The sequence below is a fragment of the Pseudoalteromonas sp. T1lg10 genome (genome assembly GCF_002964545.1).
Classification (GTDB): domain Bacteria; phylum Pseudomonadota; class Gammaproteobacteria; order Enterobacterales; family Alteromonadaceae; genus Pseudoalteromonas.
On sequence record NZ_PQBV01000051.1, the window covers coordinates 18,488 to 39,062 of the forward strand.

The window sequence follows — 20,575 nt, forward strand, 5'->3', positions numbered from 1 at the left end:
GTACTGTTAAAACTCGAACTCAAGGGCCAGGCGAAAGCTATGGTCTTTACCGCCATGCCCCACTTCGCTGATAAAGCCCGCTTCCCATTTAAGCTGATGCTGACCGTCATAACGATGCAAACCGATAAAGCCCGGGCCTACACCGACAAAGTCTTCGCCGCTGTAGAGCTCTAATGCCGGCTGAAACGCAGAGCGCAAACGGTAACGATATTGCGCCCGAAACTCCGACTCCCATTCTGATTCAATATCACTGCCCCACTCATACACCAAGAAGGCATTGACGGTGAGGCTGGTGATGCCGAACTCTTTTTCGAACAAGAGCCCAGAAGTGATTTCATAGTTATCTTCCTTGTGCTGCTTTTCTATTTCAAATAAGGCACCCAGGTCTGCCCAATAACGCCCCTGCTCGACCATTTGCCAGCGCAACTCCGCTTCATAGGCGGCCAGACCAAAGTCGCCTTCATCGTCGCGCTCACCGACACCATAGACTTCCAGGCTCAGGGTTTCACTGATGGCACCGCCGACACCAAAGCGCTGCGCCAGCACATTGCCTTCATCGGTTTGTCGCGACACCAGACGCCATTCCAGCTCCCTCTCATAGGGCAGGACATAGGGATGGTAGACCTTATCGACCACCATGCCATCGGCCCAACTGCTGGCACTCAGCAGCAATAAAGCCCAGGTTAAATATCGCATTCTTGTCTACTCCGTTGCCATTTTGCTGCCCCTAGCAGCGCCAACAGCGTCAATATATACACCCATAATGACAGCGAACTGGGGGTCGCTTCATAACCCACTACCACCTTGGCCAAACGGCCAAAAATACTGTGCTCGTCCAACAGGGTGCGCAGATCCACCAAGGGCGAGGGCATGGTTAATAAGCCTGCACCGGCGGCAATATCCAGCATGCCAACCATGGAGCCGGCAATATGCATGCTAAACAGGCCGAGTACCCCCCAGGGCCCGTAGTGCTCGGCCAACCAGGTAAGAAAGAAATAAAATAAAATGGCAAAACTACCGACTATGCCCACCCCGAGACACACCCCCAGGGCACGAGCCAGCTCCATCTGCCCTTGCAGCAGCCAGGGTAAGTAGTGACTCAAATATAAACAGCTGGCACTGGCCAACAGCAACACAAAACTGGCCCACAGCCGCAGCGCCAAACCGCTGAGCGCCGCCAGCACCAATAGGGCCACCAGCAGCATTTGTGAATACTCAAAGCCCAGGTAATCAAACCACTGGCTGATCTGCTCAAGCGCGAGGATATAGCTCAATGTCGGCACCACCAGCCACAGGGCTAAAATAAGCCAGCGCTTTCGACCCAAGGGCTTAACGTGCAACACCAGGGCAAACACCAGCAACACCGCCGGCGGCAACAATTGATTGATGGTCACTAATAAACTGTTGATCATGGCCTTTGCTCCGCAAATGGCACCGCTACCAAGGTTCCCCGTGCGGTGTCGGGTGCAAATTCGCCAAAAAAGAAGTACTCACCGGGGGCCAGAGGGCCGACATAGATAACGTTAATGCGCCCGGGGAACAGTACCTTCTCGCGGTTTAAATCAAAGCTGTCGAACTCTTCCGGGTCGCCGTCGAGGTTGTGCACCAAGAGGCGAATTTTTTCACCGCTCGGCACTTCCATACGCGCCGGATAGAAAAGGTGATCCTTGAGCACCAGCTTAAACTCTTTGAGCTCGGCGAACGCCGGCATACTCAGCAGCATCAATATCCATATCAATCGCTGCATAATGTCTCCCGCTGTACCGCCATGGTAATGATCACTTCTAATCCGCCCCACTCACTTTGCTTGAGTTGCACCTCGCCCTGATAGAGGCCAATCACATGCTGAACTATGGCCAAACCCAAACCCGCACCGGGAATATGAGCTGGGTGCGAGTCGCCGCCAACGCGAAAGAAACGATCAAAAATGCGCTCCCGTAACTCGCTGGCAATGCCGGGGCCGGAGTCGGCCACCCGCAGCTCAATATTATCACCTCGGTCGGCCAAGTGAATGGCAATACGGCCATTAGCCGGGGTGTATTTCACCGCGTTGCTAATGATGTTTTTCAACATCACATTAAGGGTAAAGGGCTCACCTATAACCTCGCGACACTCGCCGCTTAAGCTGATATCCAGATTTTTCTGCGCTATTTGCGGATAGAGCTCGGCGATTAACTGCTGGCAAATATGCGCCAGCGACTGCTTGGCCAGTTTGTCCTGCCACTGCTGGGAGGAAGTCCGTCCCAGGGCCAGCATTTGCTCCACCAAATGATTAAGGCGGTCGACACTCAGGCTCAGCGCTTTGGCATCCTCATCATTATGACGCTGTAATAAGTTGTGCAGGTTGATTTTCATCGCGCTCAAGGGTGTGCGCAGCTCATGGGCGGCATCGCTGGCAAAGTAGCGCTCACGCAAATAGGCCTGCTCGGTGCGCCGCAACAGGGCATTCAGGGTGTCCACCACGGGTTTGATTTCCGAGGCCTTGGCTTCGGTGCGCAACATGGAAAAGTCATTGGCGGCACGTGTTTTGAGCTCGCGAGAGAGTAAGGTGAGGGGTTGTAAGGCGCGCTTCACCGCCAGACTGATAAACACCGCCAATAAAGCAATGCCGAGCAACATGGGCAACATCAGGGCGATGATCAATTGCTCCGACAGGGCAAAACGCTCACTGATGGGCTCGCCCAGCACCACGCAATCTATTTGCCGGCAATAGGTGGCGATACGCAGTCGTTGCCCTTGGCTGTTAATGGTTTGCAGGCCCTGGGGCGGCACCTTGGCGAGTAAGCTTTCGCTTCCCCCCACTAAAGTATCGCCTTGCCAACGCTGCCAAAATTGCGCCTGTTGCTTGGGCAGGGCCTCGGGAGCAACGGCAAACAGCAATTGGGTGCGGGCCTGGAGATGCTGGTCAAACAAGGCATCGGCACGGGCCAAACTGCGTTGATAGCCCTGGGCCAGGGCTAAAAACAGGATAAGCACCAGCATGGCCAACAACAGCATCATCAGCTTGGTGCGTATGCTCAAGGTTCGCCGCCTTCATTGGTGGCCAACACATAGCCGATGCCACGCAGGGTTTTGATCATCTTGGCCGGCAACTTTTTACGTAAATGGTGAATATGTACTTCGATGGCGTTGGAGCCGAGCTCCTCCCCCCATTGGTACAGCTTTTGTTCCAGCTGCTCCTTGGACTGCACCCGACTTTGGTTTTCCATTAACGCCTTCAACAGCATGTACTCCTTGCGCGGCAGATTGAGCGAGGCGCCATCGACACTGACCTGATGGGCACCGAGATCCATTTGCACCGAACCACATTGCAATATGCTTGATGCCACACCAGTGACGCGCCGGCCCAGCACCCGCAAACGTGCTAATAGCTCGTCCACGGCAAAGGGCTTGACCAGGTAATCGTCGGCGCCCAAGTCCAGGCCCTGAATTTTGTCATCCAGACTGTCACGGGCGGTGAGGATAAGCACCGGCAAGGGCTTGGCACGACGTTTAATATCCGCTAGCAGGCTTAAGCCATCGCCATCAGGCAAGCCGAGGTCGAGGATCACCAGATCCACATCATCATGGGCCACCATGGGCCGCGCCTCGGCCAAACAGGTCACCGATTCCACCGCATAACCCTCGTGAGCCAGGGTACGGCTCAAGCCTTCATTAACGATGACATCGTCTTCCACCAGTAACAACCGCAATCCCTGTCTCCTTTGTTAGCGTTTTAGCTTGCGCTCCACCTTAGCCAGTAACTGAGCCACCTCTTGCTGGCGATATTTATCGGCCAGTGGGCGCTCGGCGCGTGGCGCCGCTGCCTGGGCACGCAACAAATGCGCTTTCGCTTGTTTATACTTCCTTTCATCATAGAGGAACTGAGCATAAAAGTAATTAATATCAATGCCGTCAGGGTTGATAGCCAAGGACTTTTTAAACAGCTCCTGAGCCTTCTCCTCATCGCCAAAACCGATAGGCCAGCCCGGCACCTGCGCATACAGGGTACCTAAACTGGTGTAGGCCGAACCTTGCAGTGCTTCGCCATTGATGCGCATGGCCATTTCAAAGTCTTTTTTCGCTTCTTTAGCCAGACCTAAGGCCCCCAAGCCGCCCTTTGCACCGGCGTAACTGGAATGAATAATGCCGGACCAGATATGGCCTTCGGCCTCATCCGGGTGTGCCTGACGATAGCTTTGCGCACTCTTCGCCAGCTCGGCGAAGGCATCTTCCTGATCGTCGCCCTTGAGCTCATAATTTACATGGGCCCACTGGCGCATCAGTTGTTGCAGATTCATCTGCTCATCGGCACTGGACAAGGTACTTTGAGAAAAGGCACTTTGAGACAGGGCCGCGGCCACAAGAGCCATTGCGAAATAGGGTTTCATAGTTCACCTCATTAATTGTTTAATGGTCGCAAGTTGTTTAGCTAGGGCGTTATCCACCACCTTGGGCAATAACGCATTGATTTTTGCAAAGAAGGACTCTTTGGCCCCGACACTGCGGCGGCGCTCGTCGGAGTCGAGTAAACGCATAAATTCTTCGGCCACATACTCCGGCGTATCCATGGCGTTACCCAATGCCTTATTGAGTGCCGTGACCTTGTCGCTGTTGATGGCCGTTTGTGTGGCACGCGGGGCAAAGTATTTAACCCGCACCTGAGTATCACTTAGCTCTCTGGCCAGCGCTTCACTAAACCCGCGCAAGGCAAACTTGGTGGCGCAATACTGGGCCTGTAACGGATAACCTATGGCGCCAAACGAGGAGCCAATATTCACTATGGTGCCGCCACCTTGTTGCAGCAGGGGTAATAACCCTTGAGACAGCAGCATGGGCGCACGGACATTGACCGCCAGCGCCGCGTCGAGATCACACTTGCTCAGGGATTCAAAGGGCACCATGGTGTTCACCCCGGCGCTGTTGACCAACAAATCACAGCGGCCAATATCGCCAAGTAGATCAACCACCCGGCTAATATCGGCGTCGTTGCTTAAATCCACCTGTAAGGCCAGATGATAAGACGCCTCGTCGCTTGGCAACTGTTGGCGAACCTGCTCCAAGGCCGGTAGATCGCGACCGAGTAAGATCATCCGGTAATTGCGGGCCGCCAATCGTTTGGCGATGGCACCGCCGATACCACCGCTGGCTCCGGTCAAAACCGCAATCGGCGCGCTCATAACGCCTCCACCTCTTCGCTCAGGGGCGCCAGTCCATGGTTAGTATCCAGGGTGCGGAACATGTCGCCGTAGAGACGATAAAAACGCTTCGCCGCATTCACTATCACCTGCTGATCCTGCTCGTCGGTAATACGGTCCATCAGCCCCTGGAAGAACTTCACATGCTCTATATCCAAGGCACCATGGGAGGTGAGATAGCTAAAGGCTTTTATTGGCAGCCCCAGCTTAGTGCGTATGGTGTCGGCAGCATTATCGGCCAGCGCAATGGACGTGCCTTCAAGCACATGCACCATGCCGAAGAAACTGAGCGGCGAAATACGCGCTATGCTGTCGTAGGCATAGCTGACCATCATTTCGGTGGCAAAATTGGGCTCGCTGTAACGGGCCTGCTCTTTATCAAAACCACAGGCCTTGATGTCATTGAGCACCCATTCCTGGTGTCCCAATTCTTCTTCTATGTATTCGGCAATGGCGTCGCGTAACCATTCCTGCTCGCTGCTAATGCGGGCGCCACAGGCCATCAAGAGTGGGATGGTGTGTTTAACGTGATGAAAGGCTTGTTGTAAAAAGGCCACATAAAGGTCGACGCTGACCTGACCGGCCAACGCCTTTTGGATCACCTCGGCAGACAACAGGTATTGACGCTCTTGTTCGGTTTGTTCGACCAGTTTTTGGAAAAATAACATAGCGGACTACTCCTGATATAACTGAGAAATTTGTTGTGAAAAATGCGCATTGATAGCCGGGCGCTTGGGCCTTTGATTGGCACTGAGCAAGCCCTCGGCAGCACTGAGCGGCGCACTTAAGCGCAGGGTTTTAACGATTTGCGCATACTCGGGCAGTTGCGCATTAGTGGTGTCGATAAGCGCCTCTAGCTGGGCGTTATCGACGGCCTCATGACAATAAATAAGGGCGCTCAAAAAAGCCTGACCTTCACCGACCACCACGGCTTGCAATATGGGCCCATGACTAAGCAAGAGCGACTCGGGCCACTCCGGGGAAATATTGCGCCCGGTGCTCAGAATAAGCTGGTTCTTTTTACGGCCAAGAATATGCAACTCGCCATTGTCCATGCGCACCAGATCGCCGGTGGCGAAGCCTTGTGACTGAGTGTTCGGCTCGCCAAGGTAACCAAGGAAGGTCGGTGCCTTGATGATCATTTCATCATCGCGTATTTCATAACGAACATGCGCCAATGGCTCGCCCACACCGGCGCCGTCACCCGTTGTTAAACTCACCACCGAGCCGGCCTCAGACAAGCCATAGCCCTGATACACGGGCAGACCCAGATCATGGGCTCGTGCAATTAACTGAGGCGCAACCTTGGCACCACCGACGGCTATAAAGGTTAAAGAACTGGGTGCCTGCCAACCCGAAGCGCAGGCTTGCACCAGGGCTTTTAATAATTCCGGCACCAAAATCAGGGTATTGGGCTCTACCTCGCTAATGGTGGCCAAGAGCTTTTGTGGGGTAGTTAACCGGGCGCCGTCGAAGCCTAAGCTTGTCAGCGAAGGCACATAAATATCGCCACCGGCCAACATGGGCGCATAAACCCCGGCTACGTTTTCAAGCAACACGGGCAAGGGGAGCAGACATAAATGCTTGGGCGCATCCACTTTGGTGCGACTGACCAAGGACGCGGCGACATCAAACATATGCGCCGCGGACAGACACACGCCCTTGGGTTGACCGGTAGAGCCTGAGGTAAAGGTAATTTTTTGCGTGCCTTGGGGCACTGCGTGCTCGGGAGCCGCCAGATTACTCGGTTGCAGGGCTATGCTTTCACTGCCAATAGTCCAGGTTTCTATGCCATTTTGTGCGGCGTTTTTTGCCTGGTCGGCGGCGCCAATAATAAGTTCGGGACGCGCCTTATCCAGGGCAAACTGGCGTTGCTCGGGCGAAAAGAAGGCTGGCAAGGGCAAGGACACTATGCCCGCCTGCATCAGGGCAAAATCAACCACCAGCCAGGGCAGGCCATTATCCAGTGCCACCGCCACACAGCTTAACTGCATGTCTTTTAGGTGCGTAGCCAGGCGCTCCACTTGCTGCCAAAACTGCGCTGCATCCATGTGTTGTTGCTCATCGACCACTTGGCCGTGCCAAAGGCTGGTTAATTCGGCCATCATAAATGCGCCACCTCAACGGCCAGATTAGCGATATCATTCTGATAGGACTTGGCAAAATAGGACAGGGTGTCGGTGCTATCCACATGCTTACAAACCTGCGCCACGTCCACCACACAGACCTGAGGTGTATTGGTGTAATAACTGCCCCAACTAAGCCCACAATCTGCCAAGCGCTCCGGCTTGGCATCGCCAAGTACTTCGAAGGGCGCACCAATGCGAGTAAGCAGGTTACGAATATGAGCGGTGGCACAAAATACCAGTTTGCGTTTATCGGCTCGTTGCAGCGCTTTGGCCAAGAATACAAAGTGTGCCAGCGTTGCCTGACTGTGGGTGGACACCAAATTACCCAGCTCGATACACTGAGACGGCAGGCATTGCCATTGCTGCAGGTGCTCGGCTAGTGGCTGATCCAAATATTGGTTAATAAACAAAGGCTGGCTGGCACTGCGCAAACCAAAACAGCAATAGCGCTGCTCGGAGTAACCAAGACAGGCCAACAGCGGCATAAACTCCTGCACATCGGCGCCATAATGCTTGGCAAACCCCGCTTGAATACGGGTCGCCAAACTACGATGGATGGGCTGCTCTGAATTGGCAACAAAATAACCCTGAGCGATAGATGCGGGCTCGGGTAACAGATATTGCGACTGCATTGTGCCGTAGCTGAGCGATAAAGATTCCATAACAAACCCTACTGAAGATGAGGCGATGGAATCAATTTAGAAAGCGAAACTTAAGAAAGTCTTAAGAAACTTAAAAAAGAGAAAATAATTAATTTGCTGCGCCTGCACGCGCTTACCGTGCACAGCCGTTGACGAGCGCTGACACCCTTTTATTCCCGTATTTTCAAAAGACCGGTTTACATCTTGGTAACAAACTCGTTGCTTTAGATTCAGCGGTTTGCTATTTTCATGCGGCTAATTATTAAGCAAATTGAAGGATCTATGATGTTTACAATGAAAACAATAACAATAACAGTTGCACTTTCCTGCTCTCTTTTACTTCAAGGCTGTGCGCCCAGCTCATACAAGCTGAGTAAGCCACAACCTTCGCCAAATGCCTATGAGGCGACGGCTCAGACCAACCAGCAAAAAATACAGGTGGTCGACCAGCGCAGCGATAAAAGCGCGCCCTTCACTTCGGGTATTTTGCCCAGCGCCTTGATGTATGAAGGCACGGTACTCAAGCAAGTGGAGTTCCTCAAGGCACATTTAGCCGAAGAATTTGCCGCCCGTGATTTGCCCATCACCTTAGGTGAGGGCGAAAACAAGCTAGAGATCTTGCGTTTTAATATGCGCAACCATAGAACCAATGGTTTCACTCCTTTTATTACCTTCACCATGCTCAAAGGCAAACTGGAGACGACTAAAGGCAGTTATCCCGTTGCCGTCTATGTGAAGCGCGGCAAGGTGCCGGTGTGGAGCTTTGACGAAATTATTGAGCCAACGCTGAATGAACCCATGAGCCTGGTGGTTAAAGAATTAAGCGCGAAAATTAATCAGCAACTTATGGGCGGCAAGTTGTCCGATGAAAAAACCCAGACTCTGATCGACAGCATTAAGGGTGCCGGCGTTAAAGCCAACTACCTGGATGTGTATGAGCTTGGTTTTAGCAATAACCCAATCGCCCTGCCTTATTTGCGCGAACTGGTTAAATCTGAGGATGAATACCTTCGTCTCGCCGCCATCTCATCACTTGGTAATATGAAAGACGACGCCAGTGTGCAACTCTTAATTGACCTGTATGAAGGTACCGGCTCCTGGTCGGATCGCGCCATGGCGCTTAAGGCCTTGGGTGATATAGGCAACACGGTGACCTATAGCTATTTGCAAAAGCAAAACGAAGTGCTGCAAAGTGACGGCTCTAAAGAAGGCTTGTGGAATCGCGAAATCATTCAGCTTTATTTATAAGCTGTAATTACCCTGCAAGATAAAAAGGCCGCATCCTCTTGCGGCCTTTTTCTTTGCTATTTCCGCAACAAGCGGATCAGGGTAAACAAGGCGAGAGAGAACCAACCAAAGGAGCCCCCTCCGCCGCCAGAGCTAGAGACGGGAGGAGGGGGGGGAGGCGTTACTACGGGCACATCATTGACCGTGACCACCACACTTTGCTCGGCGCTTAACGCGCCATCGCTCACGCTCAGGGTAAAATGCAACTGCTGCTGACTACTCACTTGAGGCGCGGTAAAGCTGACACTGGCGGTTTGTGCGCCACTGAGGGTCACACTGGGCCCTTGTGTCTGCCGCCATTGATAACTGAGCTCATCACCATCAACATCCTCGGCCTGAGCGGTTAAGGTCACTTCGTCGCCTTCATCCACGGTTTGCGCCATCAACTCCACTAAGGTAGGAGCGCGGTTATCACAATTGTCTGGATCCGGGGCGCTGAGTTGGTAAAAGGCGGCACTGTCCATACCGGCTATGGTGAGGTTATCTATCCACCAGCCGCTTTCATTAACGTTAATATCTGTGCTGATGCGAAAACGCAGTTGCACCTGCTTTCCTGCCAACAGGGTGCCAAAGCTCACCTGCTCTTCGTTGCCAAGCACACCGCCACTGCTGTTACGACCCGTGTATGCGTTGCGCAACTGTAGAGATTGCGATGGGCTCTCGTTAAGCGTGCCGTTGTAGCCAACACTAAATTGACCACCGGCCTCAGTCACATCCTGCCAGTCGCCATCATCGACCTTAATTTCAAGCACCGCGCCATCCCAGAATGCCTCCAAGGCATAGTAATGCCAAAATGACAGGCTGAATTCGCTCTGCGTCGACACCATAAAGGGTCGAGTTGTCAGCGCCACATCTGACTCATAGCCATTGTTATTGAGGAACAACGCCTGCTCTCCCAGCTCGAAACCGCCTTGCTCAAAGAGCGCGATTTGTTCCGAGTTATCAAAGCGCAAGGTGTTTTCTGCACGGGGGTCCGACTTCAGCAAAAGTAGCGGTAAATTGGCGCGACTGAGCACCGCCTTTTCCATATCATCGCCTTGGCTGGCGCTAACAAGCGGCGCGTCAGTAAAGCTAAAGTTGACCGTGAAACGCTCGATCACCGCCTGTGGCTCGACGATATCGTCGCCGACGCTTTGCTCGGGGAAGCTCACCTCGATCTCGAGCTCACTGGCCACTTCAGCATTAAGCAGGTCAATGCTGATGGGCACGCTCCAGGCCGACGCAAAGGGAGCAAGTTCTGCCACTGTGCTCTTGCCACCATTACCTAAAATCACGCCTTGGGCGGACATAAGGGTAAATTGTACCGGTATATTGGTTAGAGTTTCGCTACCTGTATTGGTGAGCTGTACGCTAAGACTGCCACGCTCTCCCACGTCTAAAAAGCCATCCAAACTGCAATACAGATCGCTGTCGGCGTCGAGCTTAACTCCCTGGACGGCGAACGCGGCCAACTCGGTTTCAAATGATTCCACCACACCGGCCAGGGTGACGCTGTAACGCTCTGGCGACTGTGCCCCTAAGCCTAAACCGCGCCTAGCAAAGGCGGCCAAGGCCAAGCGGTAGTCGGTCATATCCTCGGCGGCTATGGTAGCCAGTAGCGCATCCCGCGCCTCGGTGTAGAGCGGTGCAACCGGGGTCATCTTGTAACCGCCAATCAGATAACGGGCCATGCGTTGTTGCGCCTGGGCAAAACCATGACGATTAATGAGTGCCACATAAGTATCCCATAGCACCGACGCCCATAACTCCCCCGGGTCATGGGGCGAGGCCACCGAGGTCGGCGGCAGATTGACATCGGCACCGGCACCTTCGCTAATGTGTCTAAAATTAAGAGGGTTAATAGTCTGATCCGGGGTGTAAGGAACACGGCGAAGACCAAAGTAAAAGTCTGACACATAGGTACTGATGGCATAGGGCTTAGTAAAATCACTGTTACCCGCAATTGACGCATCTTCTTCCTTGGCGATAAACATCAGAGAATGAAAGTCTCCCCACCCCTCGCCCATGGCCTGGCCCTGAAAGTTCACTAGGCCAGCGCCATTCCCTACCAGGCGATTGCTAATATAATGCCCCCATTCGTGAGCAATAATACCATTATCAAAGGTGCCGTCCTTCAATGGGTTGGTGTCGAACAGACGCACGTTGACCACGCCATTATTCAAGGCAGTATACAGTGATTGACCGTCGGCAAAGTTGAGTCCCATATTGCCTATGGTGATGCTGTCATCGACACCGCCCATGGGCGCCGCAGTCCCGTCATCAACATTATTAGTGATCAAAGCCCCTACAGCACCTGCGTTCTGGGCGTTTTTCACCTTGGTCACAAAGGTACAACTACCACGCTCGATAATGGCTACCTTGCCCACCAGTAGGCTGGGGTCGAGGGGCACTTCACAGCCATCATAGACGCTAGCGGAATCCACATCGTTGCCATCGTTATAGCGCACCAGCTCGGCGCTGATATCAAAGGCATCCGGGCCAAATTGCGAACGCCGCGACGAAGTTAACACTCCACCGGGGCCTATCACCCCATAGTCCTCTCCTACCCTGGCGTCTTTGGAGTTAAACACAAACATCTGCATGCGCGGGCTGGCCCCATCCGCAGGCGTTGCCATATTGGCATTATTCAGGCCACTGTAGTCCTGTGCTTCGGCATTAATCGGGTCGCCCTCAACACCGCCGCGACCATAGTTGCTCAGTTGCGCCACACCGGCACTTTCATCAAAGCCATGGTCGTAGAAAAAGTCGTGGAGAAAGTTATTCATATAAAACAGATTCACCACCGCAGCCTTAATATTGACCTCGGCGCTGGGTGGTAAGTCTGGGTCGAGCACATAATCAAAGGTAAAAGCCGAGGTGGTTTCGGCATTGAGATCACCGGCGCTAAAGCCTTGAGGCGCAGTGAGATCGGCATAGGCATAGACATTGTTACCTTGGGTTTGGGTGGCCGTGTCGCTTAACCAAGGATCGGCGGTGGACAGCCCTGAGTAATAACTGAGAGACACGAGATTGGCGTTGAGCACTGAAGTTTCATCTTCCTGCCCCAGCCCCATGGCCGGGATCACGTCACCATGAGGGCCTTCCATCGGATAGCCGCTTTGTCCATCGGCATACACCCGATAGTTGTATGCCGTGGCATGACTTTGCAGATTCTTCTTGAACAGCACCTTGTTAGTGCCGCTGGCTATAACATAGGCAAAGTAATCACTCACCAAGGTGTCGCGGTTTTGCCGTTCAACCTCCACATAGTGAGCCGCCAATAGTTCTCCGTTAAGGGGGTAAAACACGGCTTTGGCGCGCACTCCAGCAAAGAGCTCATCGGCGTCGCTGCTGCCTACCCTAAACCAGTTATAGCCCTGTTGTGTGCCCATTGATTCAAGCTGCAGCGCAGCTCCACTAAGCTGATGCAAGGCATGGCGCACCGCGGTAGAGGCATGGCTAAAAGCAGTGAGGGCACTGAAATTCTGTGCCTCGCTAGGCACCTCGGCAAAATAGCCGGAACTGGCCACTAGCTCGCCACGGCGGTCGAGCATCACGTTATAGTGGCGATTAAATACCTCAATACCCTGCACATACTGACGATAGCGTCCGATCACCGCGCCCTGACCCGGGTCATGCCAGTGACTGAGCTGAGCTTGATGCCCAGCTTGATGTTGAGCCGACTTATTGTTGGCAATGCCGCTTAAACGCTGCATATGTGCCTGGGCTTTTTGCTGCAGGGAATCCTGAGAAGTGAAGTTAAGTACCGATGTAGCCGGTGCCCAGACAAAGGTGGCTCGGTTAAGCAAGGGATCAAAGTGCGAGGACATACCGAGTTTGGTCTGTTGCTGGGCTAATCGCTGTTGTTCTTTGGCCAACAACTTAGGCGGTTGCGATTGTGCCTGATAATGATCTCCAGGCGCAGAGGCGCCATATGCCATCGGCATATTCAACGACAAGGTGAGGAAAAGTGTCGTCATGACCCGGGTCGTGACTGTAGTCGGAACTGTCGTCGTGGCATTAGTCTTGACCGGTCCCAAAACCACACCTGATTCTGGCTTGTTCCTAGGAGTAATACCTTGCTTTATAACCATAATATACCTTGCCTATTTGAAACCAATGCAACTACCCTATCTGTAGGGCAAGAGAAAAGTGAGCGAATAAGGTGCTAATACGATCCCTGTTAATGCTTTTAACGGTAACAACCTTAGCCGCATGTGGTGAGGACGAGCCAAAGCAATCATCACCCCAGCCCAGCACATCTGCACAGACCTATTTCACCTTAGACAACAATGGCGAAAAAATCCGCTGGCGGGGACAAAAGTTATTGCCAGGAACCCGTATCGACAACCTCAGCAACGGCGAACCAGGACTCGTGGGCAGAGATTTTGTCGTCACCAGTTCGGCGCTGCCTTATGAACAACTGACACCCGAGTACAGAGTTACCCATATTGCCGGGGACAACTATCGCCTCAGCGCCACAGTGACTCTGGATATGGCCGCCGAACTGACTCGTTTAAAAACCATGCCCGAGCTCACCTTGGTCGAGCTGCAAATCGATTACAGTCCTCTGACCGAACTACCTCAATATTAGGCCGCTTTTACCCTCTTTTACCAGATTAGTAACGCATTGAATGTAAAAATAATTTGCTATACTAACGGTTTAATTTGCGAACAAGACAGAGACTATGGAAGGCACCTGGCCTCAACGCATCACTTTTTGGTTATTGCTACTTCTAGGCGGAGCGTCCCAGAGCTGGGCGCAACAAGCACCCGACTCAAGCCCGGCTCAAATTGAACAAAAGCCACGACGCTTTTTACCAGTACCCACCATTATTACCGAGCCAGCGGTTGGCGCTGGACTGGGCTTGGCCGGGCTGTTTTTCCACGACAGCAAAAGCAATCAGGACAAGGCCACCACAGATACGCCTATTATGCCAAGCGGCATCAGCGTGATTGGCGGCGCCTATACCAGCAATCACTCCCACCTTTTCGCCCTGGGTCACCTTGCATTTTGGCGCCAGGACACCCTACGTTATCGCGGCGCTGTGGGTTATGGGGATATTAACCTCGATTTTTACAGCCTAGGCAAACTGCAGTTAAGTGAGCCGCTAAAGCTCAACTTACGCGGACCGGCGTTAATACAAACCTTCAGCGCCCGGTGGCGCGACTCAAATTGGTTCTTTGGCGCCAAACAACTCTATCGCCATGTCGACATCAGCCTGGCCGAGTCGCCTTTGCATGCCTTTGAAGGCCGCTGGGTCGATGAGGTAAATCATGCTCTTGAGCAAATAGAGCTGGAGAACAACACTTCTGGCTTGGGGCTGGTTGCCGAATACGACTCCACGGATAGCCCCTTTAGCCCCGAACTCGGCTATAACTACAATCTGGAATACATGATCTTTGATGGTGCCCTTGGCAGCGACAGCGACTACCACAGCTATGTGTTTAGCGCCCTAAACTACTGGCATTTGACCAATAAAGTACGCCTTGCCCTACGCCTGGATTATGAGGGAGTAAGCAATCAGGGCGCAGGCAATTTACCCGTCTATGTGCTGCCCTATATCGACCTACGGGGTATTGCCAAGTCGCGCTACCAGGGTGAAGATATAGCTGTTGCCGAACTTGAGCTCGGTTATCACCTCAACGACCGTTGGAAGCTGATTGCCTTTAGCGGCATAGGCCGTGCCGCCAATGGGTGGGATAAAATGTCTGCGGCCAGCAGCAAAACCACGCTTGGGACTGGGTTTCGCTACCTGGTCTCGCCACGATATGGCTTTCACATGGGCATAGATGTCGCCCATGGCCCAGAAGAAAATGCGATATATATTCAAGCCGGCAGCAGTTGGTAGGCCACAACAATTATGAAATTTACTTACCCTGTTTGCAGTAAGGGACTTTGCTAATAAGGATAGAGAAATGAAATACGCTTTATTGACCCTGTGTGCGCTCCCCCTATGTAATAGTGCCTTAGCTCAAGAGCAAGACGTTGCCGATATGTCAGACCCGCTGGCAATTTATACCCAGGTTGGTGGCGGCGCCACCGACAAGGGACTGAACTTTAAACTGGGTAAGGCCTACGACACCGGGGATGATGCCACCGCCGCCCAGTTTGTGGTTGAGGCCAAGGGCCTGCTCGGCGATACCCTGGGCTGGCGTTCAGAGCGTCACACCACCGAGTCACTCGACTCGCTGCGTTTTCGCAACTTCGCCGTGACGCTAAAGAGCCTGCGCGCCACCCAACTCGATGTGAACTATAACTTTCGTGCCAATCTGGTCGCCGATGAAAGCGCCGACATTTCCTACTCTATTATCCAGGCACTACCACCTAAGGGGGCATTCAACTTTTACCCCCTTGCCGGCGTAGGCGCCTCAGTCGGTAAGGATGAACGTCAAAGCGATGGCAGCGTAGACGATGGTTACTCGTTAATGGGCGGCTACGGCCTGATCGGTATGTATGCCAAGGTTAATTTAAGCGATAAGATCTGGCTGAACTACAATCCTTTTTGGCTGACAACCCTCACCGGTTCAAGCACCTACAAAGACAATTATTACGGCCTCAACGAGAGTAGTATTTTAACCCATGAGTTTGCCGCCAGTTATCAGATCACCCCACGCATGAATGTGCGTTACTTTGCCAACTGGAACGAAAACGTCGATATTTTCGATGGCGATCACCGCATCGAGTTTAATTACCAGCTTTAGGCTCTGTTGACCCCTGATCACGTTGCGCTGACGCGCTCGGCAGGATAAGTTATTGAATACAGGCTGATATATAGCCTTATACTGGCCGAAGGGCGTCAACTATGCATTTTCAGGGTTAGGGAAAATTATCGTCATGTATTTGGGTTTATTAAGGAACATAGCACTCGTTTTCACGTCATTTCTCTTGCTCGGCAGTGCTTATGCCGAGCCCCAGCAGTGTCAAAGCTGCCATCAGGAACAGGTTGCCGACTGGCAAGCCTCCCATCATTTCCGGGCCATGAATCCCGCCACCGCCGAGTTTGTCCTCGGTGCCTTTGATGGGCAGCGCATTGCCTTCGAGCAGCAGATGCTGACCCTTAGCAAGGAAGGGGATGATTTTGTACTGCACCGTGAATATCCAAACGGCAGCAAAGAGAGTGAAAAGGTTCACTACACCTTTGGTTATCAGCCCCTGCAACAATATCTGGTTGCAGACGAACGCGGCGGCTATCAGTTTATCCCTCTGGCGTGGGACAGCCGAACCAAGGAAGAAGGCGGCCAACGCTGGTTTATTTTGCACCCGCAGCAGCGCAGCACGGATGAATTTCATCACACCCAAATGGGACAAAACTGGAACCATATGTGCGCCGACTGCCACAGTACCGACTTTAAAAAGCAATTTTCCTCTCAATCGAATCGCTTCGCATCGAGCTATGCAGCCATCAATGTCGATTGTGCCGCCTGCCACGGCGATAGCCAGCAACACCTGCAATGGGCCGAAGGCGACAAAAACATAGCACATAAGGGCTTTAGTAAAGACATAAGCACTCAGATAGCGCTTTTTAGCCGCGGTGCCGATGGCAGCCTATTACCTCAAGGAGAGGTAAAACAGACCGAGCAGATCGCTCAGTGTGCCACCTGCCATGCCAGGCGCTCGCAGCTCGCGGACCGTGAACCTCACGCCGAGCTGTTAGATACCTTTAAGCCCGCCCTGCTCACACCGCAGCTTTATCATGTGGATGGACAAATCCTCGACGAGGATTATGTCTGGGGCTCCTTTTTACAAAGCAAGATGTACGCCGCCGGCGTCACCTGCAGTAACTGTCATAACCCCCACTCGGGCAAACTAAAGCTGGACGGCAACCAAACCTGTACGCAGTGCCATGACAGCAGTCAATACCAAAGCACAGAGCATCATGGCCATACCCTTGGCAGCACCGGCAGCCAGTGCGTCGACTGCCATATGCCCAGCACCACCTATATGCAGGTTGATCCCCGCCGCGATCACAGTCTGCGCGTACCGCGCCCGGATCTCAGCATACAGACACAGGCACCGAATGCCTGTAACGGCTGCCATCAGGATAAAACCCCACAATGGGCCGTTAACGCCATTAAGACTTGGCATCCAGACTCTAACTACTTGGGAAAAAGCCATTTTTCTCAAGCCTTTTATGCCGCCGACCAAGGGTTGCCAACGGCGTCTCAATTGCTGACCCGTATCGCGCAAAGCAGTGAGTATACGGATATTATCCGCGCCTCGGCGCTGGCACGTATGGCCCGTTACCCGGATAAAAATACCCTGGTCGCAATCAGCCGAGCCGTTAGGGATGAAGAGCCGTTAAAGCGTTTGGGGGCCATCGAGGCCGCAAGGGGGTTTCCATTGCCACAACGCTATACCCTGCTACAACCCTTGTTGGCTGACCCGCGTCTGGCTATTCGCACCGGTGCAGCCCGCGCTCTGGCGGCGATGCTGGTGGTCCCCTTTCCAAATAACTTACAGGATGCGCCCAGAGCCGAGTTGGCAAAAGCGTTGGAGGAATACCGACAAACGGAGCGTTACAATAGCGAGCGCGCCAGTAGCCATACCAATTTAGGTAACCTGGCCTTGGAGCTGGAGCAAATTAAAGTGGCCCACCAACACTATGAACAAGCCATTGCAGTGGAACCCATTTATATCCCCGCCTACGTTAACCTCGCGGATCTTTACCGGCGCCAAGGCGATGAAGGCAAGGTACGGGCAGTACTCACACAAGCATTGCAACAGGATGCCGACAATGCCGATGTGCATTACGCCTTGGCCATGAGTTGGGTGAGAGAGAAAAACAGAACCAAGGCCAAAGAGCATCTTGCACTCGCCGCCCAATATGGCAGCGTAAATCATATCTACACTTACGGCTTGCTCCTGAACGAAATGGGTGAGACTCAGGGCGCTTTAACACAATTAGCGCGGGCCTTCGCCCTCGATAGCAATAACGCGGATCTGTGTTATACCCTGGTACAAATCCACATAAACGAGCAAAACTACCGCCAAGCTCTGCGCTATGCTACCCGGCTACAAGAGCTGGTGCCACAAGATCCTCAAATAGCGGCCCTGGTAGAAAAGCTTACCCTGATGCAGTCGGTCACGCCCTAGCTGAGTGCTCATAAGAATAAGGAGACAAGTGTGGCGCTAAAAATCCCACCTTTGGTTCTGGTGCTGCTCGCTGCACTGATAATGTGGCTGGTCGCAATCCTGACTCCGGATTTGACCTTCCAACTTTGGGGACGCCTAGGTTTTGCCCTGGCATTGGTGTCAACCGGTGGAGCTATCGCCGCCCTTGGCGTGCTGCAATTTCGCCTGGCCCAAACCACGGTCGACCCACGCTACCCACAGCGCTCGGCGCGCCTGGTCAGCGGCGGCATTTATAAAATGAGTCGCAACCCCATGTACCTGGGATTCTTGCTTATGTTGAGTGGGTGGGCTCTTTGGCTTGCTAACCTAGCGACCGTCCCCGTATTGCCTTTGTTTGTTATCTACCTCAACCGTTTTCAAATACGGCCGGAAGAGCATTTTCTCAGACAAACCTTTAGGGATAAATACAAGCGCTATTGCCGCCGAGTGCGGCGCTGGCTTTAAGGTCTTAAGGGATTATCAGATAACCTCACTCGGCCACAGTGCAGCCGAGTGAGGATGAACTATCAGCGGTTAGTCGATGCCGATTTGGCTTTACTGATGGCCTCGTTAATATTCAGCGAAGCCGACTCTTGACGTGGCGGGAACTTTTCAAAGGTCTTGATATGTTCCGTCAACAAGGCGATGGCCGGTTGGAATACCCAGCTTTTCTTCATGATCTGATGAAAACCGGTGACCCCGTCATAGTGCTCCATGGGATCCTTACGCAGGTTAAATAACTTGGGCATGGTATGCGTTACCAGGTATTCATAATAACGACCGCCTGGTTTAGAGGCAAAGTGCATCTTCCACGGACCAACGCGTACCGCGGTCAGCTGTGACTCGTAATAGTAGAAAAAGTGGTTACGCGCCGACTTTTCTACCTTGCCACGCCAGTACGCGAGGTTATTTTCACCATCGATATAGACATTAAATTCCTTTTCCATGGCTTTGCGCAGATTTTTCTCACCCACAGCCGCGGCTATAGTGGGGAACACGTCTTCATGTGAAGAAATGCCGTTGAGTTTTAACCCCGCCGGGATCTCCTTAGGCCAGCGCACCATAAAGGGTACGCGCACACCGCCTTCCCAGGTGGTCATTTTCTCACCGCGGAATTTAGTGGTACCGGCATCGGGCCAGGAGCTTTGCTCCGGGCCATTATCCGTGGTGTAGATCACTATGGTGTTGTCGGCAATCTTAAGCTCATCAAGCTTATCCAAAAGCTGGCCCACATGGCCATCATGCTCGATTAAACCACTGCCAAACACATCTTCTTCCGAGCTGATCTGCGTGGCCAGATGACGACTTTCGGGTTTAAGGTGGGTATACACATGCATGCGACTTGGCGCATGCCAAATAAAGAAGGGCTTATCCGCTTTGACCGCACGCTCCATAAAATCTAGGCTGCGAGCGAGCACCTCTTCATCGAATGTTTCCATGCGCTTGCGCGTCAGCGGGCCGGTATCTTTAATCCGGCCATCGGCATAGGCCTCTATGACCCCACGCGGGCCGAACTTTTTCTTAAAGTCTTTGCCCTTGGGGTAATCCTCCTGCTCTGGCTCCTCGGAAACATTGAGGTGATAGAGGTTACCGAAGAACTCATCAAAGCCATGACGGGTGGGTAAATGCTCATCCAGATCGCCTAAATGGTTTTTACCAAACTGCGCCGTCATATAGCCTCGCTCTTTCAAAAACTCGGCCATGGTCGGATCCGCCTCTTTAATGCCCAGCGGGTTACCCGGCTGCCCGACCGTGGTCAAGCCGGTGCGCACCGGCAACTGACCCATTAAAAAGGCCGCACGTCCGGCGGTGCAACTGGGCTGGGCATAGTGATCGGTAAACAGCGCGCCTTCATTGGCGATACGATCGATATTGGGGGTGTTATAGGTCATGCCGTGCGAGTATGCGCTCAGTGACAGTTGCGCAACATCGTCGACCATAATGGCAAGTACATTAGGATCATCTTTCGCATTTACCGCCAGCGATAACAATCCTGCCATTACACCTATCAATGGCAATTTCATAACTTCTCCTTGATTATTAGCAAGATAAAAATAAGTTTTAAACTACATCGATAAATAAATTTTGAGCCCTAGTAACTATAGACGAAGGTTGAGAAATAACGATGATTTATCAAAAAAAGGGACATCTTTTGTGATTAAAATCAAATACCAAGGCATGAGCTAGATAAAATAATCAGTTTCCTTGTTGTAATACCGGGAACTGCTATAACTTATGGGGACTCAT

Annotated in this window: 18 protein-coding genes; 6 read left to right on the top strand and 12 right to left on the bottom strand. The window is 52.7% G+C overall.

The annotated features are described in order from the left end of the window. Positions 1 to 6: 6 nt before the first annotated feature. Genes C2M17_RS13380 through C2M17_RS13425 form a run of 10 tightly spaced genes read right to left on the bottom strand, consistent with a single transcriptional unit; the run spans position 7 to position 7,968 of the window. A complete protein-coding gene (locus C2M17_RS13380; protein WP_105201238.1) occupies positions 7 to 696 on the bottom strand; it encodes a hypothetical protein in 690 nt (229 codons plus the stop codon). After that, positions 684 to 1,412, bottom strand: a complete 729-nt coding sequence (locus C2M17_RS13385; RefSeq protein WP_105201239.1) for a hypothetical protein — start codon at positions 1,410 to 1,412, stop codon at positions 684 to 686. Before C2M17_RS13385 ends, C2M17_RS13380 begins: the two co-directional genes overlap by 13 nt. Beyond that, positions 1,409 to 1,750: a cupredoxin domain-containing protein gene (locus tag C2M17_RS13390; RefSeq protein ID WP_233998016.1), complete on the bottom strand. Its 342-nt coding sequence runs from the start codon at positions 1,748 to 1,750 to the stop codon at positions 1,409 to 1,411. Before C2M17_RS13390 ends, C2M17_RS13385 begins: the two co-directional genes overlap by 4 nt. After that, positions 1,735 to 3,021: a sensor histidine kinase gene (locus tag C2M17_RS13395; RefSeq protein WP_105201241.1), complete on the bottom strand. Its 1,287-nt coding sequence runs from the start codon at positions 3,019 to 3,021 to the stop codon at positions 1,735 to 1,737. Before C2M17_RS13395 ends, C2M17_RS13390 begins: the two co-directional genes overlap by 16 nt. Further along, positions 3,018 to 3,692, bottom strand: a complete 675-nt coding sequence (locus C2M17_RS13400) for a response regulator (RefSeq protein ID WP_105201242.1) — start codon at positions 3,690 to 3,692, stop codon at positions 3,018 to 3,020. Before C2M17_RS13400 ends, C2M17_RS13395 begins: the two co-directional genes overlap by 4 nt. Positions 3,693 to 3,707: 15 nt before the next feature. Then, positions 3,708 to 4,370: a tetratricopeptide repeat protein gene (locus tag C2M17_RS13405; RefSeq protein WP_233998000.1), complete on the bottom strand. Its 663-nt coding sequence runs from the start codon at positions 4,368 to 4,370 to the stop codon at positions 3,708 to 3,710. A gap of 3 nt (positions 4,371 to 4,373) precedes the next feature. Further along, on the bottom strand, positions 4,374 to 5,159 hold the full coding sequence (locus C2M17_RS13410; protein ID WP_105201243.1) for an SDR family oxidoreductase: 786 nt from the start codon (positions 5,157 to 5,159) through the stop codon (positions 4,374 to 4,376). After that, complete coding sequence (locus C2M17_RS13415) at positions 5,156 to 5,845, bottom strand: TenA family transcriptional regulator (RefSeq protein ID WP_105201244.1); 690 nt, start codon at positions 5,843 to 5,845, stop codon at positions 5,156 to 5,158. The genes C2M17_RS13410 and C2M17_RS13415 overlap by 4 nt, the downstream gene beginning before the upstream one ends. 6 nt (positions 5,846 to 5,851) lie before the next feature. Then, the gene (locus tag C2M17_RS13420) at positions 5,852 to 7,285 is read right to left on the bottom strand and encodes an AMP-binding protein (RefSeq protein ID WP_105201245.1); all 1,434 of its coding nucleotides are present in this window, start codon (positions 7,283 to 7,285) and stop codon (positions 5,852 to 5,854) included. Further along, entirely contained in the window at positions 7,282 to 7,968 is a 687-nt protein-coding gene (locus tag C2M17_RS13425; RefSeq protein ID WP_105201246.1) for a thermostable hemolysin, read from the bottom strand. Before C2M17_RS13425 ends, C2M17_RS13420 begins: the two co-directional genes overlap by 4 nt. A 273-nt stretch (positions 7,969 to 8,241) precedes the next feature. On the opposite strand from C2M17_RS13425, the gene C2M17_RS13430 reads away from it, so the two are divergent. Further along, the gene (locus C2M17_RS13430) at positions 8,242 to 9,195 is read left to right on the top strand and encodes a HEAT repeat domain-containing protein (RefSeq protein WP_158684027.1); all 954 of its coding nucleotides are present in this window, start codon (positions 8,242 to 8,244) and stop codon (positions 9,193 to 9,195) included. A 56-nt stretch (positions 9,196 to 9,251) separates the two neighbouring features. On the opposite strand, the gene C2M17_RS13435 is transcribed toward C2M17_RS13430, so the two are convergent. Continuing rightward, positions 9,252 to 13,193: a rhombosortase-dependent M36 family metallopeptidase gene (locus tag C2M17_RS13435; RefSeq protein WP_158684028.1), complete on the bottom strand. Its 3,942-nt coding sequence runs from the start codon at positions 13,191 to 13,193 to the stop codon at positions 9,252 to 9,254. A gap of 206 nt (positions 13,194 to 13,399) precedes the next feature. Here C2M17_RS13435 and C2M17_RS13440 point away from each other — a divergent pair, with 206 nt between their 5' ends. The 5 genes from C2M17_RS13440 (at position 13,400) to C2M17_RS13460 (ending at position 18,793) form a co-directional block, all read left to right on the top strand. After that, complete coding sequence (locus C2M17_RS13440; protein ID WP_105201249.1) at positions 13,400 to 13,807, top strand: hypothetical protein; 408 nt, start codon at positions 13,400 to 13,402, stop codon at positions 13,805 to 13,807. 94 nt (positions 13,808 to 13,901) lie between these two features. Further along, complete coding sequence (locus C2M17_RS13445) at positions 13,902 to 15,065, top strand: BamA/TamA family outer membrane protein (protein ID WP_105201250.1); 1,164 nt, start codon at positions 13,902 to 13,904, stop codon at positions 15,063 to 15,065. Between the two features lie 67 nt (positions 15,066 to 15,132). Further along, on the top strand, positions 15,133 to 15,918 hold the full coding sequence (locus C2M17_RS13450; protein ID WP_105201251.1) for a hypothetical protein: 786 nt from the start codon (positions 15,133 to 15,135) through the stop codon (positions 15,916 to 15,918). A gap of 133 nt (positions 15,919 to 16,051) precedes the next feature. Beyond that, complete coding sequence (locus tag C2M17_RS13455; protein ID WP_105201252.1) at positions 16,052 to 18,310, top strand: tetratricopeptide repeat protein; 2,259 nt, start codon at positions 16,052 to 16,054, stop codon at positions 18,308 to 18,310. Positions 18,311 to 18,340: 30 nt separating this feature from the next. After that, entirely contained in the window at positions 18,341 to 18,793 is a 453-nt protein-coding gene (locus C2M17_RS13460) for a methyltransferase family protein (RefSeq protein ID WP_233998001.1), read from the top strand. A gap of 62 nt (positions 18,794 to 18,855) precedes the next feature. On the opposite strand, the gene C2M17_RS13465 is transcribed toward C2M17_RS13460, so the two are convergent. Continuing rightward, on the bottom strand, positions 18,856 to 20,352 hold the full coding sequence (locus C2M17_RS13465; RefSeq protein ID WP_105201253.1) for an arylsulfatase: 1,497 nt from the start codon (positions 20,350 to 20,352) through the stop codon (positions 18,856 to 18,858). Positions 20,353 to 20,575 lie beyond the last annotated feature (223 nt).